The sequence below is a fragment of the Stutzerimonas stutzeri genome, assembly GCF_000952685.1.
Classification (GTDB): Bacteria; Pseudomonadota; Gammaproteobacteria; order Pseudomonadales; family Pseudomonadaceae; genus Stutzerimonas; species Stutzerimonas stutzeri_E.
The window spans coordinates 1-18677 of sequence record NZ_JYHV01000015.1; the positions used below are offsets into that span (position 1 = coordinate 1).

14 protein-coding genes are annotated in these 18677 nt (G+C 60.4%); 7 read left to right on the forward strand and 7 right to left on the reverse strand.

Translation table 11 applies throughout. From position 1 onward, the window contains the following. Nucleotides 1-162 precede the first annotated feature (162 nt). The 6 genes from UF78_RS08715 to UF78_RS08740 form a co-directional block, all read right to left on the reverse strand. Nucleotides 163-1533 (reverse strand): IS1182 family transposase, encoded by a 1371-nt coding sequence (locus tag UF78_RS08715; RefSeq protein ID WP_045161088.1) that lies wholly within the window; start codon nt 1531-1533, stop codon nt 163-165. A gap of 143 nt (nt 1534-1676) precedes the next feature. Then, nucleotides 1677-2081, reverse strand: a complete 405-nt coding sequence (locus UF78_RS08720) for an acyl-CoA thioesterase (RefSeq protein ID WP_045161762.1) — start codon at nt 2079-2081, stop codon at nt 1677-1679. A gap of 80 nt (nt 2082-2161) precedes the next feature. After that, nucleotides 2162-3367, reverse strand: coding sequence for a 3-oxoadipyl-CoA thiolase (gene pcaF, locus UF78_RS08725; protein WP_045161763.1), 1206 nt, complete (start codon nt 3365-3367; stop codon nt 2162-2164). 5 nt (nt 3368-3372) lie between these two features. Beyond that, on the reverse strand, nt 3373-5454 hold the full coding sequence (locus UF78_RS08730) for a 3-hydroxyacyl-CoA dehydrogenase NAD-binding domain-containing protein (protein ID WP_045161764.1): 2082 nt from the start codon (nt 5452-5454) through the stop codon (nt 3373-3375). Next, nucleotides 5447-7573, reverse strand: a complete 2127-nt coding sequence (locus UF78_RS08735; RefSeq protein WP_045161765.1) for an acetate--CoA ligase family protein — start codon at nt 7571-7573, stop codon at nt 5447-5449. Before UF78_RS08735 ends, UF78_RS08730 begins: the two co-directional genes overlap by 8 nt. Next, a complete protein-coding gene (locus tag UF78_RS08740; protein WP_045161766.1) occupies nt 7570-8367 on the reverse strand; it encodes an enoyl-CoA hydratase/isomerase family protein in 798 nt (265 codons plus the stop codon). Before UF78_RS08740 ends, UF78_RS08735 begins: the two co-directional genes overlap by 4 nt. Nucleotides 8368-8933: 566 nt before the next feature. On the opposite strand from UF78_RS08740, the gene UF78_RS08745 reads away from it, so the two are divergent. The 3 genes from UF78_RS08745 to UF78_RS08755 all read left to right on the forward strand — a co-directional run bounded on the left by UF78_RS08745 (nt 8934) and on the right by UF78_RS08755 (nt 12266). Further along, nucleotides 8934-9464, forward strand: a complete 531-nt coding sequence (locus UF78_RS08745; RefSeq protein WP_045161767.1) for a tripartite tricarboxylate transporter TctB family protein — start codon at nt 8934-8936, stop codon at nt 9462-9464. A gap of 9 nt (nt 9465-9473) precedes the next feature. Continuing rightward, a complete protein-coding gene (locus UF78_RS08750) occupies nt 9474-10967 on the forward strand; it encodes a tripartite tricarboxylate transporter permease (protein WP_045161769.1) in 1494 nt (497 codons plus the stop codon). A gap of 324 nt (nt 10968-11291) precedes the next feature. After that, nucleotides 11292-12266, forward strand: coding sequence for an AbrB family transcriptional regulator (locus UF78_RS08755; protein WP_045161770.1), 975 nt, complete (start codon nt 11292-11294; stop codon nt 12264-12266). Between the two features lie 40 nt (nt 12267-12306). Here the strand turns inward: UF78_RS08755 and UF78_RS08760 are convergent, their stop codons facing one another. Next, a complete protein-coding gene (locus UF78_RS08760; protein ID WP_423831466.1) occupies nt 12307-13167 on the reverse strand; it encodes an IclR family transcriptional regulator in 861 nt (286 codons plus the stop codon). Between the two features lie 638 nt (nt 13168-13805). Between UF78_RS08760 and UF78_RS08765 the strand changes: the two genes are divergently transcribed. From UF78_RS08765 to UF78_RS08780, 4 genes are all read left to right on the forward strand, one after another. Further along, nucleotides 13806-15056 carry an OprD family porin gene (locus UF78_RS08765; protein ID WP_045161771.1) on the forward strand — a complete coding sequence of 417 codons (1251 nt, stop codon included), beginning with the start codon at nt 13806-13808 and terminating at the stop codon, nt 15054-15056. A gap of 6 nt (nt 15057-15062) precedes the next feature. Further along, the gene (locus tag UF78_RS08770) at nt 15063-16016 is read left to right on the forward strand and encodes a LysR substrate-binding domain-containing protein (protein WP_230623588.1); all 954 of its coding nucleotides are present in this window, start codon (nt 15063-15065) and stop codon (nt 16014-16016) included. 344 nt (nt 16017-16360) lie between these two features. Continuing rightward, nucleotides 16361-17350 carry a tripartite tricarboxylate transporter substrate binding protein gene (locus tag UF78_RS08775; RefSeq protein WP_045161773.1) on the forward strand — a complete coding sequence of 330 codons (990 nt, stop codon included), beginning with the start codon at nt 16361-16363 and terminating at the stop codon, nt 17348-17350. Nucleotides 17351-17471: 121 nt separating this feature from the next. Then, nucleotides 17472-18665, forward strand: a complete 1194-nt coding sequence (locus UF78_RS08780; RefSeq protein WP_052679290.1) for a CaiB/BaiF CoA transferase family protein — start codon at nt 17472-17474, stop codon at nt 18663-18665. The last annotated feature ends 12 nt before the right edge of the window (nt 18666-18677 follow it).

The following is an 18677-nucleotide window of genomic DNA, read 5'->3' on the forward strand; positions in this document are numbered from 1 at the left end:
CCGATTCTGTTGAAAAAGCAGGTTTAGCGGCAGCCAGGCGGTCGGATGTACCGGCTGTCGAAGTGGCTGCAAGCCACTTCAAGTTGCCTTTCGGCGTTTCGCTGAGCGTCATTGCTCAGCTCTGAGGGTTAATTTGAGGGTTTCTGCTCGCAGCAGGCGTACCTATCCCATTAATGGTGGCCCTTGAGGCAAAAGCTTGGCCATGCGGCGCAGGTTCTGCACCGTCGCCGCCAGGGTGAATTCATCAGTCGCACCCGTCAGACCGCGCAGCCGTAAGCGATCAAGTTTCATTATCCGCTTGAGGTGGGCGAATAGCATTTCCACCTTCTTTCGTTCGCAGCGAGAGACTAGGTATTCCGGTGTCTTGGCGATACGTCGAGCCACGTCGCGGGCAGCCTCATGGATGCTGCGGACGATCTTCCGAGTCGGCGTGTTGGGGCAGCACTTCGCTTTCAACGAGCAGGTGGCGCAGTCGGTTTGGCTGGAGCGGTAAATGATGGTGTTGGCCTTGGTCACCCGCGATCTTTTCTGGGTGAAGGCGCGCCATTCACTGCGTAGTGGTTTGCCGGCTGGGCAGCGATATTCATTGGCTTCCTGGTTCCAGTGGAAGTCGTTACTGGAGAGGCTGTCGTCCTTGCGCTCGGTCTTGTCCCACACCGGAACATGCGGCTCGATGTCCTTTTCTTCTACCATCCAGGCCAGCATCGGGGCGATGCCATAAGCGGTATCGCCGATAAGGCGTTCCGGTGTGAGATCGAACTGCGCTTCGACACGCTCGACCATCGTCCTGGTCGAATCGACTTCGGCGGTACGGTGCGCCGAGGTAGCTTCCACGTCCATGATCACACCGTGCTCAGTGTCGATCAGGTAATTCGTGGAGTAGGCAAAGAAGGCCGGGCCGCCTGGTGCTGCTGTCCAACGGGACTGAGGATCGGTGAGCGAAATTTTCTTAGGAAGAGCCTCAGCCAGCGCCTCTTCATCAAGGGCTTCGAGGTACTCGCGCACGGCGCGACTGCTGAGCTTTGGATCGTTCCAATCGACTTCATTACCCGCCATGCCACGTTGGCGGCTAGCATCGGCCTTGATGATGCTGGCGTCCACAGCGAAGCCTTCGCCTTTGACCAGGCCAGCCGCCATGCAGCGGCGCAGCACCTCATTGAACAACCAGCGGAACAGGCCACTGTCACGAAAACGGCCGTGTCGGTTCTTCGAGAAGGTCGAGTGATTGGGTACTTCGTCTTCCAGACCCAGCCGGCAGAACCAGCGATAGCCAAGGTTCAGGTGCACCTCTTCGCACAATCGACGCTCGGAACGAATGCCATAGCAGTAGCCGACGACGAGCATACGCACCATCAATTCCGGGTCAATCGAGGGACGCCCGATGGGGCTATAGAAATCCGCCAGGTAGGCGCGCAGATCACTGAGATCCAGGCATTGGTCGATGCTGCGCAGGAGGTGTTGGGGCGGGACGTGATCTTCCAGATTGAACGAGTAAAACAGGCGCTGCTGCCCTCCCGGTAACTGTCCCATCATGCTGTTCGCCCCCACGCTCACTGACAGAGCAATTTTGCCGAAGGCATGGGGAAGCAGCTACTTTTTCAACAGAATCGGCCAGAAGCGGACGTTCACCAAGGCTATGTTTTGTGATTTGGAGGTGCCTATAAAGCCTGAGGCGATCAAGGTGTAGGCTGGGCGCTGAGTAGATAGGGAGACAGAAGCGTTCGTTCCTCGTCAGGGACCCGCTTTGATTGTCGTGTTTCGACGTCCACAGCTATGACGGTCGTGCGCGCCTGCACACATAGCCGGTCGTTTTGCCACAACTCTTGAATAAAGCAGATGGAGCTATTGCCGATCCTCTCGACGGCAGTTCGTACTGTGACCATTGATCCCCAATGAAGCTCATGCCTGAAATCTACGTTCAGGTTGACAACCATCGTCGGTACTTTCGAACCAAGCTTCTCGCGAAATAGCGCTGCACGTCCGTCTGCAAGCCAGACCGGTACTACGGTGTTACTGATGTGTCCATGCATGTCGGTCTCGCTGAAGCGAGGCTTGATCGAGGCTTCAAAGAAATAGCTCATGATCCTCTCCTGGTAGGCCGGGGACGTCCGGCTGCAAGCGCGCTTGCAGCCGGATGGTAAAGGGCGTTTCCGCCGGCTTCTCAGATCCGCTCTATGATCAAGGCCACGCCCTGGCCGACCCCGACGCACATGCTGCACAACGCGTAGCGGCCCTGCTGGCGCTCCAATTGGTTCAGCGCGGTGGTGACCAGCCGCGCCCCGGAAGCGCCCAGCGGGTGGCCGATGGCGATGGCGCCGCCGTTGGGGTTGACCCGCGAGTCGTCGTCCTGTAGCCCCAGGCGGCGGCACACGGCGATGGCTTGTGCGGCGAAGGCCTCGTTGAACTCGATCACGTCCATCTGGCCGATATCCAGGCCGCTCAGGCGCATGACCTTTTCCACAGCCGGTACCGGACCCATGCCCATCAGGCGCGGGGCAACACCAGCGGTGGCCATGGCCACGATCCGGGCGCGTGGCTTGAGACCGTGCCTGTCAACGGCCTCGCCACTGGCCATCAGCAGCGCGCAGGCGCCATCGTTGATGCCCGAGGAATTGCCGGCGGTCACCGTGCCATCGGCCTTGACCACGCCCTTCAGGCCGCTGAGCGCTTCGAGCGTGCTGTCCGGGCGCGGATGCTCGTCCTGGCTGACGATCCGCTCGGGTTTGCGCGGCTGGGCGATGGTCAGCGGCATGATTTCCCGGTCGAAAAAGCCTGCCTCATGGGCGCGTTGCCAGCGCTGTTGGCTGCGCAGGGCAAAGGCGTCTTGATCGGCACGCGACACGCCTTCTTCTTCGGCCACGTTCTCGGCGGTCAGGGTCAGGGCGTCAACTCCATACTGTTCCTTCATCTTCGGGTTGACCAGGCGCCAGCCGATGGTGGTGTCTTCCAGTAGCTGGCCGCGTGCGAAGGCCTGCTCCGCCTTGGCCAGCACGTAAGGCGAGCGGCTCATGCTTTCGACGCCGCCGGCGATCATCAACTGCGCCTCGCCGCAGCGTAGGGCGCGGGCAGCGCTGCCCACCGCATCGAGGCCGGAGCCGCACAGGCGGTTGAGGGTTGCGCCGGGCACCGAGATCGGCAGGCCCGCCAGCAGCGCAGCCATGCGCGCGACGTTGCGGTTGTCTTCGCCGGCCTGGTTGGCACAGCCATAGATCACGTCGTCGATCAGGCTCCAGTCCAGGCCCGGGTTGCGTGCGATCAGCTCGACGATGGGCAGCGCGGCCAGGTCATCGGTGCGAACCGAGGACAGCGCGCCATTGAAACGGCCGAAAGGCGTGCGGATCGCATCGCAGATATAAGCTTCTGACATTTTCCTCACTCCTTCTCTGCTTTGGTGCCAGCTTCCAACAGGGCGGCATCGCCACGCTCCTGGCCTTTGCCGGAGGCTTCGACGAAGCCATCCAGAGCGGCATTCAGTTCGCTCGATCCCATGCTACGGGCGATGAACACCGGCCCGCCGCGCCAGCGCGGGAAGCCATAGCCGTGGACGAGGGCGATATCGATATCCTCCGGGCGCTGGCAGACGCCTTGCGCGAGCAGCAGCAGGGCTTCGTTGATCAGTGCCAGCACAGCGCGCTGCTGTATATCTTCAGCACTGAAGGCTTTGGCTTCGATGCCTTTTTCACAGCGATAGCCGGCGATGAGCTCGGCAACCGCGCTGTCGCTCTGGGGCTTGCTGTCTTCGCCATAGCGGTAGTAACCCTTGGCCGTCTTGCGGCCCAGACGACCGGCTTCGCAGAGCAGGTCCGGGATGCCGACGTAGCGACGCAGGTGCCGCGTGGCGGCGGTCTGCTGGCGCATCCGCCAGGCGATATCCAGGCCCGACATGTCAGCCACCTTGAACGGGCCCATGGCGAAGCCGTATTGCTCCAAGGCTGCGTCGATCTGCTCAGGGCTGGCGCCTTCTTCGAGCATGAACTCGCACTGGCGGCGGTAGGCGGCGTACAGCCGGTTACCGACGAAGCCCCAGGCGTTGCCGACGACGATGGCTTTCTTCTTCAGGCGCTCGGCGAATTTCAGCGCCGCGCACAACGCTTGCTCGCCGGTCGCACTGCCGCGCACCACTTCCAGCAGGGCCATGCGGTGTGCCGGGCTGAAGAAATGCAGGCCGAGTACGCGCTCGGGGTGAGGAATGCCTTCGGCGATCGCGTCGATATCGAGATAAGAGGTGTTGGTCGCCAGCAGGGTGTCGCTGCTCACCTGTTCGGCGAGTTGCTGGAACAGTGCTTGCTTGGCCGCCATGTCTTCGATGATCGCTTCGACCACCAGGTCGGCCCTGGCGACGGTCTGGATGTCCTGACTGGCCGTGAGGCGAGCGAGGATGGCATCGCGCTTGTCGGCACTCAGGCGCTGGCGCTCGACGTCGCGCGCCAGTTCGTCTTCGATGCGCTTGACGCCTGTTGCGAGTGCTTGCGCATTCAGTTCGAGCAGATCCACCGTGCAGCCGGCCTGCAGTGCGCACAGCGCGATACCGCTGCCCATGGTGCCGGCACCGATCACCGCTATCCGTTCCAGTACCCGTGCTTCTGTCGGTTGCGCCGGGACATAGGGCTCGGCGCGCTCGGCGAAGAACAGGTAGCGCAGGGCCTGGGCCGCTTGGCTGCCGCGCAGGGCGAGAAAGGCGGCGCGCTCTTTGCCGATTGCCTGCGCAAAGATCCTCTCATCCGCAGCCAGAACCACCTCGGCGGCAACCGTTGCCGCCGGCAGGCCGCGTGCGCCGGACACCAGCTTCTGAGCTCGCGTATGCAGGGCGGTCTTGTCCTCGGCGGCCACGGGGCGCGCACTCAGTGGCCGCTTGCCGCCCTGGTAGCTTCGGGCAAAGGCCAGTGCTTCGGCATGTTGCTCGGCTTCGTCGCTGGCGCTCAGCAGATGATCCACCAGGCCCAGTTCCAGGGCCTTGCCGGCGTTGATCGGCTTGCCGGTCACTATCATCTCCAGGGCCGTGCCCATGCCGACTGCGCGGGGCAGGCGCTGGGTGCCGCCGGCACCGGGGATGATGCCCACCGTGACTTCCGGCAGGCCCAGGTTGGCATTGGCCGTGGCCAGGCGGGCATCGCAGGCCAGGGCCAGTTCCAGACCACCACCCAGGGTGTGGCCCTTGATCACGGCGATCACCGGCAGGGGGCAGGCTTCCAGGGCCGCCGTCACCTGGGGCAGGGTGGGCTCGGTCGGCTCGTTCTCCAGCTCGCGCAGGTCGGCGCCAGCCATCAGGTTACGCCCGGCGCCGGTCAGCAGCACCGCACGGGCCTGCGCCATATCCAGGCTCGCCAGCGCGTGGAGGATGCCTCTTCTGACCGCGTCGGTGCTGCTGTTTACGGGCGGGTTGTCGAGGGTGATCACGGCGATCTCCCCCTCGTAGGCCAGGTGAACCTGGCCGTTGCTCGGGGCCTCAGCCATAGCGTCGTTCTCCGCTGGCCTGGGTTTCGTCTGCCTGCTCCAGCACCAGTACGGCATCGGCCGCCACCACGCCCTGGCCTTCGGGCAGGACGAACAGCGGGTTGATTTCAGCCGTCACCAGGCGCTCGCCAAAGGCGGCGACCAGTGCGGAGAAATCGACGATGGCCTGGGCCAATGCTTGGGTATCGCGGCGTTTGGAGCCTCGATAGCCGTCGAGCAATGGCCAGGTGATCAGTTGCTGCATCATCGAGCGGGCCTGTTCCAGCGTCAGGCCACCCTGTTCGGGCAGCATGCGCAGCGCGGTGTCCTTGTACAGCTCGGCGGTGACGCCGCCGGCCCCAAGGAGAATGGTGGTGCCCAGGGCATCGCGGTTGGCGCCGAGAATCAGCTCGTGACCGCCAGCGACCATGGCTTCGACGAGGAAGCGATCCGGGCGGTAGCCGACGTGGCTGGCCACTTCCGTGATCATCTTGTCGAAGCGCGCGCCGATGGTTTCTGCCGTCTGCTGCAGGGCCACGCCGCCGATATCGCTCTTGTGCAGCAGCTTGGCGTCCAGCACCTTGAGTACCACCGGCTGCTCCATTTCGCGAGCGGCCTGAACGGCTTGCTCACGGCTGCTGACCACACGGCTTTGCGGTACTCGAAGCCCCACCTGGCTGAACAGCGCCTTGGCGGCAGCCTCGTCGAGCGAACCTTGGGCCTGCGTGGCCGCCTCGGGGAGCTGCATGCTCGGCGCCGCTTCGACGCAGGTCAGCGGCTGCGCGATAAGGTCGAGGGCAGCGAGCACGGCGCTGCAGCTTTCCGGCGAGCTGAAGCCCGGAATGCCGGCGAGATTGAGGCGCTTGAGCGTTTCCGGTGCATGGGGGCTGACGTAGGCCAGCACGGGTTTGTCATTGGTATCCAGGCAATCCTGGATGGCGTTGACGACCAGATCCGGCATGGCCAGACCCGAGGAGCCGATGATCACCACCAAGGCGTCGTAGCTGTCGCTGGCCAGCAGGGTGCGGATCGCCTGGCGCAGCAGGTCGGGTTGCAGGCCGGCCAGGGTCACGTCGATCGGGTTGCGGTCGAGCGCAGTGGGGGTGTCGCCCTGCAGGGCGCGCAGCTTCTCGGCGGTGGCGGCATCCGGGGCCGGGGTGTCGAAATGGTTCATGCCCAGGCTGTCGGCGATCAGCGTGCCAGCGCCGCCAGTGGAGGTCAGGATGGCCACGCGGCGGCCAGCCAGGCGGCGCCCGGCGACCAGTACGGCGGGGATGTCGAGGAATTCATCGAAGGTGTTGGCGCGGATCACTCCCAGCTCGCGGAAGAAGGCATCGTAGACGCGGTCTTCGCCGGCCAATGCGCCAGTATGGGAGCTGGCGGCGCTGGCACCGGCTTCGGAGCGGCCGATCTTGAACACCACCAGCGGTTTGCCCGCCGCGCGGGCGCGCAGCGCCACTTCACGGAAGCGCTGCGGGTTGCGCACGCTTTCCAGGTAGAGCGCGATGACCTTGGTGTTGTCGTCATCTACCAGATATTCGATGAAGTCGCTGACTTCCAGATCCACCTCGTTGCTGGTGGAGATCAGCGACGAGAGGCCGATGCCGCGACCGGCGGCACGAGAGAGCAGGGCGCCGAGAATGCCGCCGCTCTGCGAAACCACTGCGACATGGCCGGCGGGCAGGTCGCTGATCTCCAGGGCGCCGCTGGCGGACAGCGGGATACGGGCGGACAGGTTGACCAGACCAATGGTGTTGGGGCCGAGAATGCGCATCGACCCGGCGGCGGCTTTTAGCTCCTCCTGCAGGTTCAGGCCGCCTTCACCGGCTTCGGCAAAACCGCTGGCCAGCACCACCGCCGCCTTGCAGCCGATCTTGGCCAGCGAGCGCACGGCATCGATGCTGCGCTTGGCGCTGAGCAGCACCAGGCCAACATCAGGGGCCTGCGGCAGTTCCTCGATGCTGGCGTAGCAGCGCAGCCCCTGGATCTCGCTGGCTTTCGGGTTGACCGGGTAGATGGCGCCCTCGAAGCCGTGCTTGAGCAGATAGGAAACCGGGCGTCCCGAGGTTTTGTTGACGTCCGCCGAGGCGCCGATGACGGCGACGCTTTTCGGGTTGAGCAAGGCATCGAGCTGTTTCATTTGCCGGCCTCCTTAGCACTGTCGAGGAAGGCCTGCACCGAGGTGCGGTGTTCCTGCGAGGTGTAGCAGATACCCTGGGCCTTGCTGCCCTCGGCGAACACCTGGTGTTCAGACATCTCGTAGCTGCGGTTGATGATGGACTTGGTCAGGGCAGTGGCAGTGCGCGAGCCGCGGCTCATCTCGTCAGCCATGGCCATGGCGGTGCTCAGCAGGTCGTCGGCCTCACAGAGGCGGTCTGCGATACCCAGTTCGAGCGCTTCTTCGGAGGCGACACGGCGGCCACTGAAGATCAGCGCCTTGGCCCGCGCCAAGCCGACACGGCGCGGCAGGAAGTACAAGCCGCCACCGTCGGGTATCAGGCCGCGCGCGATGTAAGCCCAAGTAAAGGTGGCCGGACGGGCAGCCACGACGAAGTCGCAGGACAGAGCGAGATCGGCGCCAAGGCCGGCTGCCGCGCCATTGACTGCCGCGATGGTGGGAATGGGCAGGTTGAGCAGGAGGCTGGCGGCATAGTGCACGCCTTGCTGGCGCTCCCAACCGTTGAAACCAACGACGGCAGGATCGGCCTCCATGCGCGCCTTCATTCCGGAAATATCACCGCCTGCGCAGAATCCTTTGCCGGTGCCAGTGATGATGAGCGCTCGAACGCTGCGATCGCTGCGCAACTTCTCCAGCAACTGAACCAGTTCGGCGCGCATGGCGTCGCTCATCGCATTGCGTTTTTCTGGTCGGTTGAGGGTCAGGACAGCAATGCCGTTTTCCTGTTGAAAGTTGATAAGAGTGTTCTGGCTCATTATTGGATCTCTTGTAATTAAATAAACCGATCGAGTTTTGCCTGGCACTAGGCAGGCTGATTGCGGTTGGGCGACTGCAGGCGTGAATGGAGCGTTTAGTTCGCCCGTCATCCTATTTGGCATTCTTCGATCAACCTGGCGGCTGTTCAAATGACTAAAGATGTCGATTGGTCTAACAAAACGTTGGGATGTTCTGCGGGATCGTCAGGCCGCGGTTGGGGCTTCGAGGGTGACGTGAGTCGCGAGATTGCCAGGCACCTGCTTTAAGGTGCCGTGTTTGCTGGGCTTGCGGCTTATTCAGCTGGATCAGCGGTGGTGCATGACAAACAACCTGCTGCTCTAGGCCAAATAAATACTCAGTTCAGGGGGGCTGCGCGTTCGGTCATAGTGAAGACGCAGTACGAGAGATGGGTTGAGAACTGCCGGTTATCGAATCTACCGCTGAAGCAGAGCAGGAATATGCCTGCTGGCATCAGGAAGTAGACAACCCCAAACAATAAAAACAACCGCGCCACTGGCAGGCGCGAAAATCCGCGATCTCGGTTCGCGGTGAGAGGAAGTACAAAATGAACACATCGAGTGCGTCTACGACCTCAGCAGAAACTAAGGACTCGACGGCGGGAGCGCGCAAGGCGGAGCCTGTCGTCAAAGCCCCAGCGGGCGTGTTGGATGTTCTTGTCGGTATTGTTCTGTTGGGCGTCTTTGGGCTGTATGGCTGGCATGCCATGCAACTACCTGGACCGATGAACCCCAATGGAATAGGTGTCGGTGAGTTTCCCGTGATCATCGCCGTTGTAAGCCTGGTCGCTGTCGCGCTGATGCTAGGTGTCGGGGTGGTCAAGTGCGCGCGGCGCTCGGCCCACCCAGTGGTCACGACTTGTCGCCCTCTGTCAGTCCTGTTGGCCGTGCTGGTACTGCTGGGTATCGGCACCTACTTGGACAGGCTGGGGCCCCTCGTCGGCGTCGCTCTGCTCGCTGCGCTGACCATGCTCGCCGCGGGTGAGCGTCGACCAATGCAGATCATTGCCGTTTCCCTGGGCTTGAGCCTGGGGTTGTATGCGGTCTTCGTCCTGGCTCTCGGCGTCAGCTTTTCTTGAGGTAACCCCATGTTTGAAAATATCCTGATCGGGTTTTCGGCCTTTGGCGACCCGTTGGTGCTGGTCGGCCTGATTGTCGGTGCGCTGCTGGGCTACATGATTGGTGCGCTACCCGGCTTGGGCCCGAGCCTCGGCGTGGCCTTGCTGATTCCCTTCACCTACAGCCTCGATCCGTTGGTGTCGATCGTGACGCTGATCTCTCTTTATGCGGCTGCCGAATATGGTGGGGCGATTTCCGCGATTCTTATCAACTCCCCCGGAACTGCAGCTGCAGTGGCCACGTCCTGGGATGGCTTTCCGCTGACCCAGCAAGGAAAGGCTGGTGTAGCGCTAAATATATCTATCATCTCATCCGGCCTTGGTATTTTTATCAGCGCATTCCTGTTGCTGGTGACCGCAGTTCCGCTTTCCGAATTCGCACTCAATTTCGGGCCTACAGCTTATTTTGCGCTAGCGATTCTAGGGTTGAGCCTTGTCTCTACGCTCTCCAATGGTTCTGCGGCCAAAGGTGCTATTGCAATGGGCATTGGTCTTGCTCTGGCAACAGTTGGGCTGGATACCCAGACGGGTATCCCGCGTTTTAGCCCTAACCCTGAGTTTTTTGAAGGGTTCCACCTAGTGCCTGTGCTGTTGGGATTGTTTGCGCTTTCTGAAGTGCTCTTCATGGTAGAAGCTGGAGCTTCCGGCAAGACTAAAAGTCACCCGATGACAGGGATACTTGCGGTTCCCTTAAAAACCTTCGGTAAATTGAAATATAACCTGTTGAGGAGCTCCGTTCTTGGCTACGTCATCGGAGTGATCCCAGGTGCTGGCGCTTCCATTGCTTCTTTTGTGGCGTACGCCGTTTCGAAGAAAACCTCGAAAACGCCCGAGCAATTTGGCAAGGGCAGCGTCGAGGGGATCGCCGCATCGGAGTCGGCCAACAATGCCGCGGTATCTGGCGCACTAGCACCGCTCTTAGCGCTGGGCATCCCAGGTTCCCCGACAACCGCCATCATGATCGGCGCGTTGATGATCCATGGTATTCAGCCGGGACCGTTGCTGTTCACCACCAATCCGGAGATTCCCTACACCGTCATCGCGGCCCTGTGGGTCAGTGTGCCGGTAATGATCTTCGTCGGCCTGGCGGGGGCGAAGTACTGGGCGAAGGTGGCGGACATTCCGCGCCCGGCTGTCGCCGCGACGGTAGCCACCATCTGTCTGATGGGGGCTTACGCCTCCGAGAACTCAATGTTCCCGGTCTATCTCACCCTGGCCTTCGGCGTGCTCGGTTATATCCTGCGCAAGCTGGACATCCCCCTCGCGCCCATCATTCTGGCCTTGGTGCTGGGGGAAATGCTCGAAACCAATTTCCGTCGGGCGTTGGTCATTTCCAATGGTGATTATTCGGTGTTCTACAGCAGCCCGCTGACGCTGATCCTGCTGGCGGTTGCCGTGATTTCCTTCGCATTGCCTGCTTTGAAATTCGTGCGCGGCAGGTTCACCCGCCAGCGTCTCGCATGACGGTGGACTCCCAGGACCGGAAGTTTCGGCGGATAAGGCGCTCGACCTCGTCCCGTGCGAGCGCCTGGCTGAACGGGGTTAGAGCGTGGTACTTCATGGCCCGAAACGGCAAGCCTGCCATGGCTTGTCGTTCCGGGCTGTTTCCTTTCCGGCATGTACTTTCACTGGGGCGGCGCTGTGATTCTCGCCGATTCTGGCGATTGCTGATGGTGCCGGTTGATGGTTAAGGGTTTCATGATGGCTATGGATCTTTCCGGCCTTGTCCGGTTGCTTTTGCTATATGGGCTCTGTTTTGCAATGGGCCGGGTGTTTGTGGAAATCGGCATGCCGTTGCCGTACATGATCGGGCCTTTGCTGCTGACGGCTGCGCTGTATATGAGCGGTGTGATGAAGACGGCTATTTCGGCGAAAACTCGACCTTATGGCCAGATGATCATTGCCTCAACCGTAGGCCTGGCATTTACCCCGGACGCCTTGGTGGTCATCCTCGAAATGGGGCCCGAGATCGTCGGCCTCGCCCTGCTTACCGGGCTCTGTGCGCTGTTCGTCTCATTGCTGCTCAAACGCTTTACTCGTCTCGATTACTCGACCGCATTGCTCTGCACCATCCCCACCAGCCCGGTCGAGGCAGCCGTGATCGCTGAACGGTTCGGCCTGGATCGGGGAGTGGTGGTGCTGTCGCAAACCATCAGAATCGCGAGCGTCGTGGTGATCATTCCCATCGCTCTGTATGTGGTGGATGGCTGGCCGGGAAATGCCGACCGTACTCTGGGCGTGGTCGGTGCGCTCGATATCGGCGGTGTCGCACTGCTGGCAGTTTCCGCCCTGGCGGGTGCCGTGCTGTTCAAATGGCTGAGATTGCCGAACCCGTACTTCTTCGGCGCGCTGCTGATTTCCGCCGCTGTGTCCAGCAGTGGCTTGCATGTTGCGCCTTATCCCGCGCTAGTGTTGGCCATCGCTCAGGTTGTTCTGGGTACCTGGCTGGGATCGGTGTTCACCAAGGAGCTGTTTCTGGAGATGAAGCTGACGTTCTGCATCATCCTGTCCATGCTGTTATTCCTTCTCCTGACCAGCATGATGGCTGTGGCGGTTGCAGGCCTGACTGGGCTTCCCTGGGAGGTCATGGTGCTCAGCGCTGCGCCCGGAGGGGTCACTGAAATGGCGCTGACCGCGCAGTTCCTTGGCTACAGCGTAGCTATCATCGTTTCGTTTCAGATCGTGCGGATCTGCATATTCATGCCAGGCGTTCACTGGTTCATCGCAGTGGCGCGGCGCTTTGAATCAAAAGGCGCATCCTGAGTGCCGGGCCGTCAGCGCTAAGTCCTGGCTGGTTGGCCCCTTATGAATCACTTTGTTCGCTCAACTGGCTCCTGATGGTATCGGCCAGTTCGATCAGCGGGCCCGAATAGCTCGCAATGACCTTGTCGATGTTTTCACGGGTCGACAGGCTGATATTCAATGCGTGGGCGCGATAGGAGGGGAGATTGAGAGGCGCGGCTATCGATATCACCTGCGGTTGCCAGGATGCTGCGCAATAGCCATGGCGCTCGACGCTGCGCATGGCATCCTCGATCTCCCTGCTCAGGTCCGTCCAGCGAGAGGCGCAGCGCCGCGTTTGGAAATGTTGCAGTAGCGTATTGCGGCGAACCTCATTCTCGGCTGACAGGTAGGCACGTCCAAGAGCGGTCAGCTCTATGGGTAGGCGCTGCCCTGTACCGACACTGCGCGGAGATTTGCGTGTGCTCAGTCTGATCGATTCCAGATAGACCATCTCATCGCCATCGGCAGCGGCCAAGCCAACGTTCACCTGATGTTGTCTGGCGACTTCGCGCATCAATGGCTCCGCCACTCGTATCAGCGTGCTTCCGTGATGCAGGGTGTGTGCCAGGCTGAGCAGAGAGGGGGCCAGTCGGTAGGCGCCACTGATGAGGTCGTAATCGAGAAAGCCTGAACGCACCAGCGTTTGTGTCAGGCGACTGACGGTCGACTTGGAGAGGCCAGTCCTTTCGCTCAAGTCTCCATTGGTCAGATATTCACAACCCGGGCGAAAGGCTCTCAACAAATCCAGGCCACGCTCGAGAGAGCGATTCGGCGTTGATTTCCCTTGACCGGGAAGTGCCGATGGCATCGCTTCTTTGCCTTTTAACCGTAGTTCCTGAAGTTGCGGGTCGATCATTGCCTTGGCCCTCGCAATGCCCATTTACAACGTATGACTCGAATGCTGGCGTTCGCGCGATTGTCCTTGCCCGACTGAGGCCATTGGCGGTTCCTGCAGGCGCCGATTTTCGGCCTGCTGCCCAGGTAACGCAACCGCGACGTAAGCGCTCTGTCATCGTCGATTGCCGCCGGTATGTTAGTTGCTCCGGCCCCTTACGGAGGAGGGCGTGACCTGCTGGCCAGTGCTTCCTGTTCCAAGCAGTGGAACGGCTCGGTTGAACATGAAAATTGTGCTTGCATAATCGAAGGGTGTTCATTTCAGACTCATAACAACAAGTAGGTCTATATGAAAATTCCCTCTTTTGCCGTCTCAGCAGGGCAGTTCTCGGTAACGCTCATTTATCCGATGCCTACCTGCCAAGTTCAAGACGCCGTGCCTGCACAGTCATGTCCAATACCCTGTACAACCCAAGGCACATCATCTGCGGATGAATAGCTTCCAGTAGCACGTTCTCCTATTTAAATCGGACTCGCTTGGGTCATCTCTAGTCGCTCATCTTGCTGGCGCAAAGTTAGTGCGCAGGGGGCCGGCTTGCCTGGTGATTTCCAAGTCCTGCTTCGCCCACCCTCGACCGGCCCCACGCTTGGCTGCGGTGTCCGGCCTTTAACCAGGTACTTGCAATGAAAACAATAAAACACATGTCTCTGTACGTCGTTGGAGCAGGGTTTGCAGTCATGCTGCCTTCGGCATTTGCAGAAGGCTTTCTGGAAGACAGCAAAGCATCGCTGGATCTGCGCAATTTCTACATGAACCGAGATTTCAGGGAGGGAAGTGGTCAGTCGAAGCGTGAAGAGTGGGGCCAAGGTTTTATCCTGCGCTACGAGTCAGGTTATACCCCGGGTGCCGTCGGTGTTGGCATTGACGCCATCGGCATGCTTGGTATAAAGCTCGACTCGGGGCGTGGCCGGGCCGGTACGGGGCTTCTGCCGGTGGAAGACGATGGTGACGTACCTGACGACTACTCGAAGGCCGGGGCGACCCTCAAGCTGCGAGCGTCCAACAGCGAGCTCAGGGTGGGCACGCTAATTCCCAAGTGGCCGACGTTGCAGGCCAACGATGGTCGTCTGCTGCCGCAGACCTTCGAGGGGATGCAGCTGCAAGTGCGGGAGCTGCAGGGGCTGGAGCTTACTGGCGCGCAGATTCAGCGCGTCGTGCAGCGCGATCAGACCAGCGACGAAGGCTTGATGCTGAATAATAAGAATCGTCGTTTCAGCGGTTCTCGGGACGGAGGTGACTTCGACCTGTTCGGGCTCAGCTACCGGGTCCTGGAAAATACCGACCTCAGCTACCAATTCGCTCGCTTTGAGAATATCTATCGGCAGCAGTTCGTTGGGCTCAGTGATCAACGCAAGGGCGACTGGGGCGCGTTCAACAGCGATATCCGCCTTTTTCTGAGCGACGACGAGGGTAACGCTCATGGTGGTGCCATCGACAACCGCGCGGTCAGCGCCATGGGCACCTACAAGCTCAACGGTCATTCGCTGGGCGCGGGTTACCAAGTGATGTCAGGCAACTCGGCTTTCCCCTATGTCGCAGGCGCGAATCCCTATCTGGTCAACTTCGTCCAGCTTGGCGATTTCGCCGAGAAGGATGAGCGCTCTTGGCAACTGCGTTACGGCTACGACCTGGCCAAGGTGGGAATTCCTGGTCTCACCTTCATGACCCGCTACCTGCGTGGTAGCGGAGCGGATGTGGGGGGGACCGACTCAGGTAGTGAACGCGAACTGGATGTCGAACTGCAGTACGTGTTCCAAAGCGGCAGCTTCAAGGGCTTGGGCGTGCGCCTGCGCAGCGCAACCTATAGATCTGACTTCGCGCGTGACGCCAACGACGCCCGCGTTATCATCAGTTATCCGCTAAGTCTTCTCTGACACCCCATGCACCAGTCGAGCGGCCTTTGTCTGGCCGCGGCTGGTGCTTTTTCGCGTGATTACGGTGATCCCATGAAATACCCCCTTCCTCCGTTGAATCCCTTGAGAGCCTTCGAGGCCGCCGCCCGGCTCTGCAGTTTGACGAGCGCTGCCGAGGAGCTGAACGTCTCGCAGGTTGCCGTCAGTCGGCAAGTGCGGGTGCTCGAGGAGTACTTCGGGGTGGCTCTGTTTCGACGCCTGCACAGAGGGATCGAGCTGACGCGCGAGGGCAAGGAGCTCTACGAGGGGATCAGTCGAGCGTTTCAGGACATCAGCAGTGCGGCGCGCAAAGTGTCGCGCAGAGGGCGACGGGATATTCTCTCCATACAGTCCTATACGACGTTTTCGCAGCGCTGGCTGATTCCTAGGCTGGCCAATTTCCATGATGCCCACGAGTCGATCGAGATCAGGCTTTCGTCTTCCCTTGCACCAGTGGATTTCGAAACGCAGAACATCGATGCATCGATTCGCTCGGGACGTGGTGACTGGCCTGATCTGCATGCGGAAAAACTCGTCGATATCGAACTCATACCCATATGCTCCTCGACGCTGATGGAGACTGCGAAGCTGGAATCACCTCGGGATCTCGCCCGCGCGCGTCTGCTGCATTCCATGGCGCGTCCGAACGACTGGGCAAGCTGGCTTGCATCGATCAATACCAGAGTCGATGCCGACTCAGGGGTTCGCTTCGATAATTCGGCGCTAGCCTATGAGGCCGCGTCGATGAATATGGGGGTGGCTATCGCGGTCAAGGCCTTCGTCGAGCGACAGCTCAAGAACGGTAGTTTCATCGCACCGTTCGAACATACCTGCAAGACCGGTGAAAGCTATTACCTGACCTGGCCACGTAATATGAGACCGTCGGAGCCCTTGCTGAAGTTTCTCTCCTGGATGCGTGAGCTGCTGGCGCAGACCGACTGATAAGCCAGCCTGACCCACTGGCTGCCTCGGCTCGGCTTCCTGCTTCGCTCTACCTCCTGTATCCATGCAGTCGCCGCCTACGTTTTTCAATAGCCTGCTAGCTCGTGTTGTGCGGGCCAGCCTTCGTTCGTCTGGATCAATCCAACCCCCGACTTCTTCGCCATCGCCCAAGTGCTGCGCCAGGGGGCACTGTGCTGCCTCACCCCTTACTGTTTGCCTAATATAAACGCCTGCTTTGGCTGACAAATCATCAGTACCGTCGAGGATTCATTTTTGGGAGCCTTGATTCAGGGGGGTGACCCTCATAGCGACCAACAAAAATAACATCGTCGGAGAGTCTGAAGATGCTAAGCAAAGCTAGAAAGAACGTGCTGGGTGCAACCATGCTCGCTGCCATGACCATGCTCGGCACCGCCAACATCGCGTTGGCTGAAAGCGATTGGCCTAAGGGCCCCGTCAATATGGTCATGCACACCGCAGCAGGGGGGACTGCTGACGTGTTCATCAGGACGCTGGCAAAAACCCTTGAGCCTGAAATCGGGCAGAAAGTGATCGTCATCAATGCCCCTGGTGGCGGTGGCGCAGCGCAGATGACGCGCATCCTCTCTGCCAAACCCGATGGATTGACGCTGGGTATCAATACCCTGTCGCATTTCACAAGCATGCTGACCAATCTCAAGGGTACCTACGCCATCGATGATTTCTCCTGGATCGCCTCGACCCAGGAAGATGCGATTTTGCTGTACGTAAAGAGCGGTTCCGACATCAAGAACCTGGACGACCTGGTGGCCAAGGCAAAAGCGAACAATGGGCAGGTCAATGTTGGCGGTTTCGGCCCGGCGGGCTCCATGCAGAGCATCGGAATCTCGATGCTGGAGAAGGCCGCCGGGGTCAAGTTCAACTGGGTGGCATTCAACTCCACCCCGGATATCACGGCGGCACTGCTTGGCGGCCACGTCGATGTCGGGGTCTCCAATCTTGGCGCGGTCAGACCCTTCTTCGATGCCGGTCGCATCGAAGGCCTTGGTGTGTTGGGTGAAGAGCGACTGACCGGCTTGTCCGACGTGCCCACCTTCGCCGAGCAGGGCTATGAGGTGGACACCAGCTGGTTGCAAGTTCGTGGCGTTTTCGGGCCTGCGAATATGCCCAAGGAACTGCAGCAGAAGATCGCCGATGCTATCCACAAGGCGATGCGCTCGGATGAGTATCAGAAATATGCCCGCAACGCCGGCGTGGTGGATTCCTGGATGGGGCCTGACGAGTACACCAGCTTCGTCAACCGTGTAACGGATGTGGCGGAAGTCCAGCTCAAGGAAGCCGGTTATATCCAGTGAGTTCAGACTTTGAAGAGCGTGACGTGATGTAGATCCACGGTCAGCTCGTTGGGCGTCGCTGACGACTGACCGGTAAGCACATCTTCAGGGTGAAACTGCCGTCGTTACAGGGTAAGGATTCATGTCTAAAGCATTTGAAGGAATTCGCGTCGTTGATACGACGCATGTACTCGCAGGCCCCTTTGCCAGCTATCAGATGGCCGTCCTTGGCGCTGAAGTGATAAAGGTTGAATCGCCCAGCGATCCCGACCAGGCGCGCATGCAGGGCTCTGATCGCGCATTGAACGATATGGGCATGGGCACGGCGTTCATGGCCCAGGCATCGAACAAGAAGACCGTGGCGCTGGACCTCTCCAACGCCGAGGGGCGCGAGGCGATGAAGCGACTTATCGCGACGGCCGATGTATTCGTGGAGAACTATCGCCCCGGCGCTTTCGATGAGCTGGGCCTGGGTTATGACGAATTGTCGAAGCTCAACCCCAAGCTTATCTACTGCTCCATCTCGGCTTTCGGCTCTAACGGACCGCGCCGCGAACAGACCGCCTATGACAACGTCATCCAGGCCTTTTCCGGAATGATGGCGATGACCGGTCATGGAGATGGCAGGCCTCTGAAGTCCGGTGCGCCGGTGGTGGACTATGCGACCGGCACATCAGCAGCCTATGCCATCGCGACCGCTCTCTTTCAACGCGAACGCAATGGTGGCAAGGGCCAGTTCATCGACGTCTCCATGCTCGATGTCGCGTTGATCCTGACCAGCTCGCACCTCACCGGATTGCTCTGGAACGGCAAGCATCCGGAGCAAAAGGGCAATACCTTCCCCTTTGCCACCATTGGCTGTTACCAGGCCTCCGATGCCCCGTTGATGATCGGCGCCTCGAACCTCGTGCAACAACGTCGTTTGTGGACGGCGCTCGGTCGTGAAGACATGATCAAGACCGATAACAATCAACGCCTGGATGCGCATGCAGAAGAGGCAGAGGTACTGAGGCAAATCATCGGTACGATGTCGGCGGATTACTGGGAGAAGTTTCTGCAGACCCGGCGTATTCCCGCAGCACGCATTCGCCGCCTTGAGGAGGCTATCGCTGACGAGCAGGTGGCATGCCGGCAAGTATTGCAGCAACACACGAGCCCGGGCAGCGTTGTCGATGGACTGACGGTTCCAGTGGCGGCTTTCAATCTGTCGGACAGCCCACCGCAGATCACCCTCGCGCCTCAACCGGTAGGCGCCCAGAGCGCCGAGATTCTCGCAGAACTAGGCTACGGGCAGCAGGAGATCGACGCGCTGCGCGCAGCCGGTGTCATCAATTGACTGTCAGGTGGC

Bases quoted from the DNA above. Each gene is read 5' to 3' on its own strand.
- UF78_RS08715 (WP_045161088.1), bottom strand. From the start codon at position 1,533: ATGATGGGACAGTTACCGGGAGGGCAGCAGCGCCTGTTTTACTCGTTC.
- UF78_RS08720 (WP_045161762.1), bottom strand. From the start codon at position 2,081: ATGAGCTATTTCTTTGAAGCCTCGATCAAGCCTCGCTTCAGCGAGACC.
- pcaF (WP_045161763.1), bottom strand. From the start codon at position 3,367: ATGTCAGAAGCTTATATCTGCGATGCGATCCGCACGCCTTTCGGCCGT.
- UF78_RS08730 (WP_045161764.1), bottom strand. From the start codon at position 5,454: ATGGCTGAGGCCCCGAGCAACGGCCAGGTTCACCTGGCCTACGAGGGG.
- UF78_RS08735 (WP_045161765.1), bottom strand. From the start codon at position 7,573: ATGAAACAGCTCGATGCCTTGCTCAACCCGAAAAGCGTCGCCGTCATC.
- UF78_RS08740 (WP_045161766.1), bottom strand. From the start codon at position 8,367: ATGAGCCAGAACACTCTTATCAACTTTCAACAGGAAAACGGCATTGCT.
- UF78_RS08745 (WP_045161767.1), top strand. From the start codon at position 8,934: ATGAACACATCGAGTGCGTCTACGACCTCAGCAGAAACTAAGGACTCG.
- UF78_RS08750 (WP_045161769.1), top strand. From the start codon at position 9,474: ATGTTTGAAAATATCCTGATCGGGTTTTCGGCCTTTGGCGACCCGTTG.
- UF78_RS08755 (WP_045161770.1), top strand. From the start codon at position 11,292: ATGCCGTTGCCGTACATGATCGGGCCTTTGCTGCTGACGGCTGCGCTG.
- UF78_RS08760 (WP_423831466.1), bottom strand. From the start codon at position 13,167: ATGGGCATTGCGAGGGCCAAGGCAATGATCGACCCGCAACTTCAGGAA.
- UF78_RS08765 (WP_045161771.1), top strand. From the start codon at position 13,806: ATGAAAACAATAAAACACATGTCTCTGTACGTCGTTGGAGCAGGGTTT.
- UF78_RS08770 (WP_230623588.1), top strand. From the start codon at position 15,063: ATGCACCAGTCGAGCGGCCTTTGTCTGGCCGCGGCTGGTGCTTTTTCG.
- UF78_RS08775 (WP_045161773.1), top strand. From the start codon at position 16,361: ATGCTAAGCAAAGCTAGAAAGAACGTGCTGGGTGCAACCATGCTCGCT.
- UF78_RS08780 (WP_052679290.1), top strand. From the start codon at position 17,472: ATGTCTAAAGCATTTGAAGGAATTCGCGTCGTTGATACGACGCATGTA.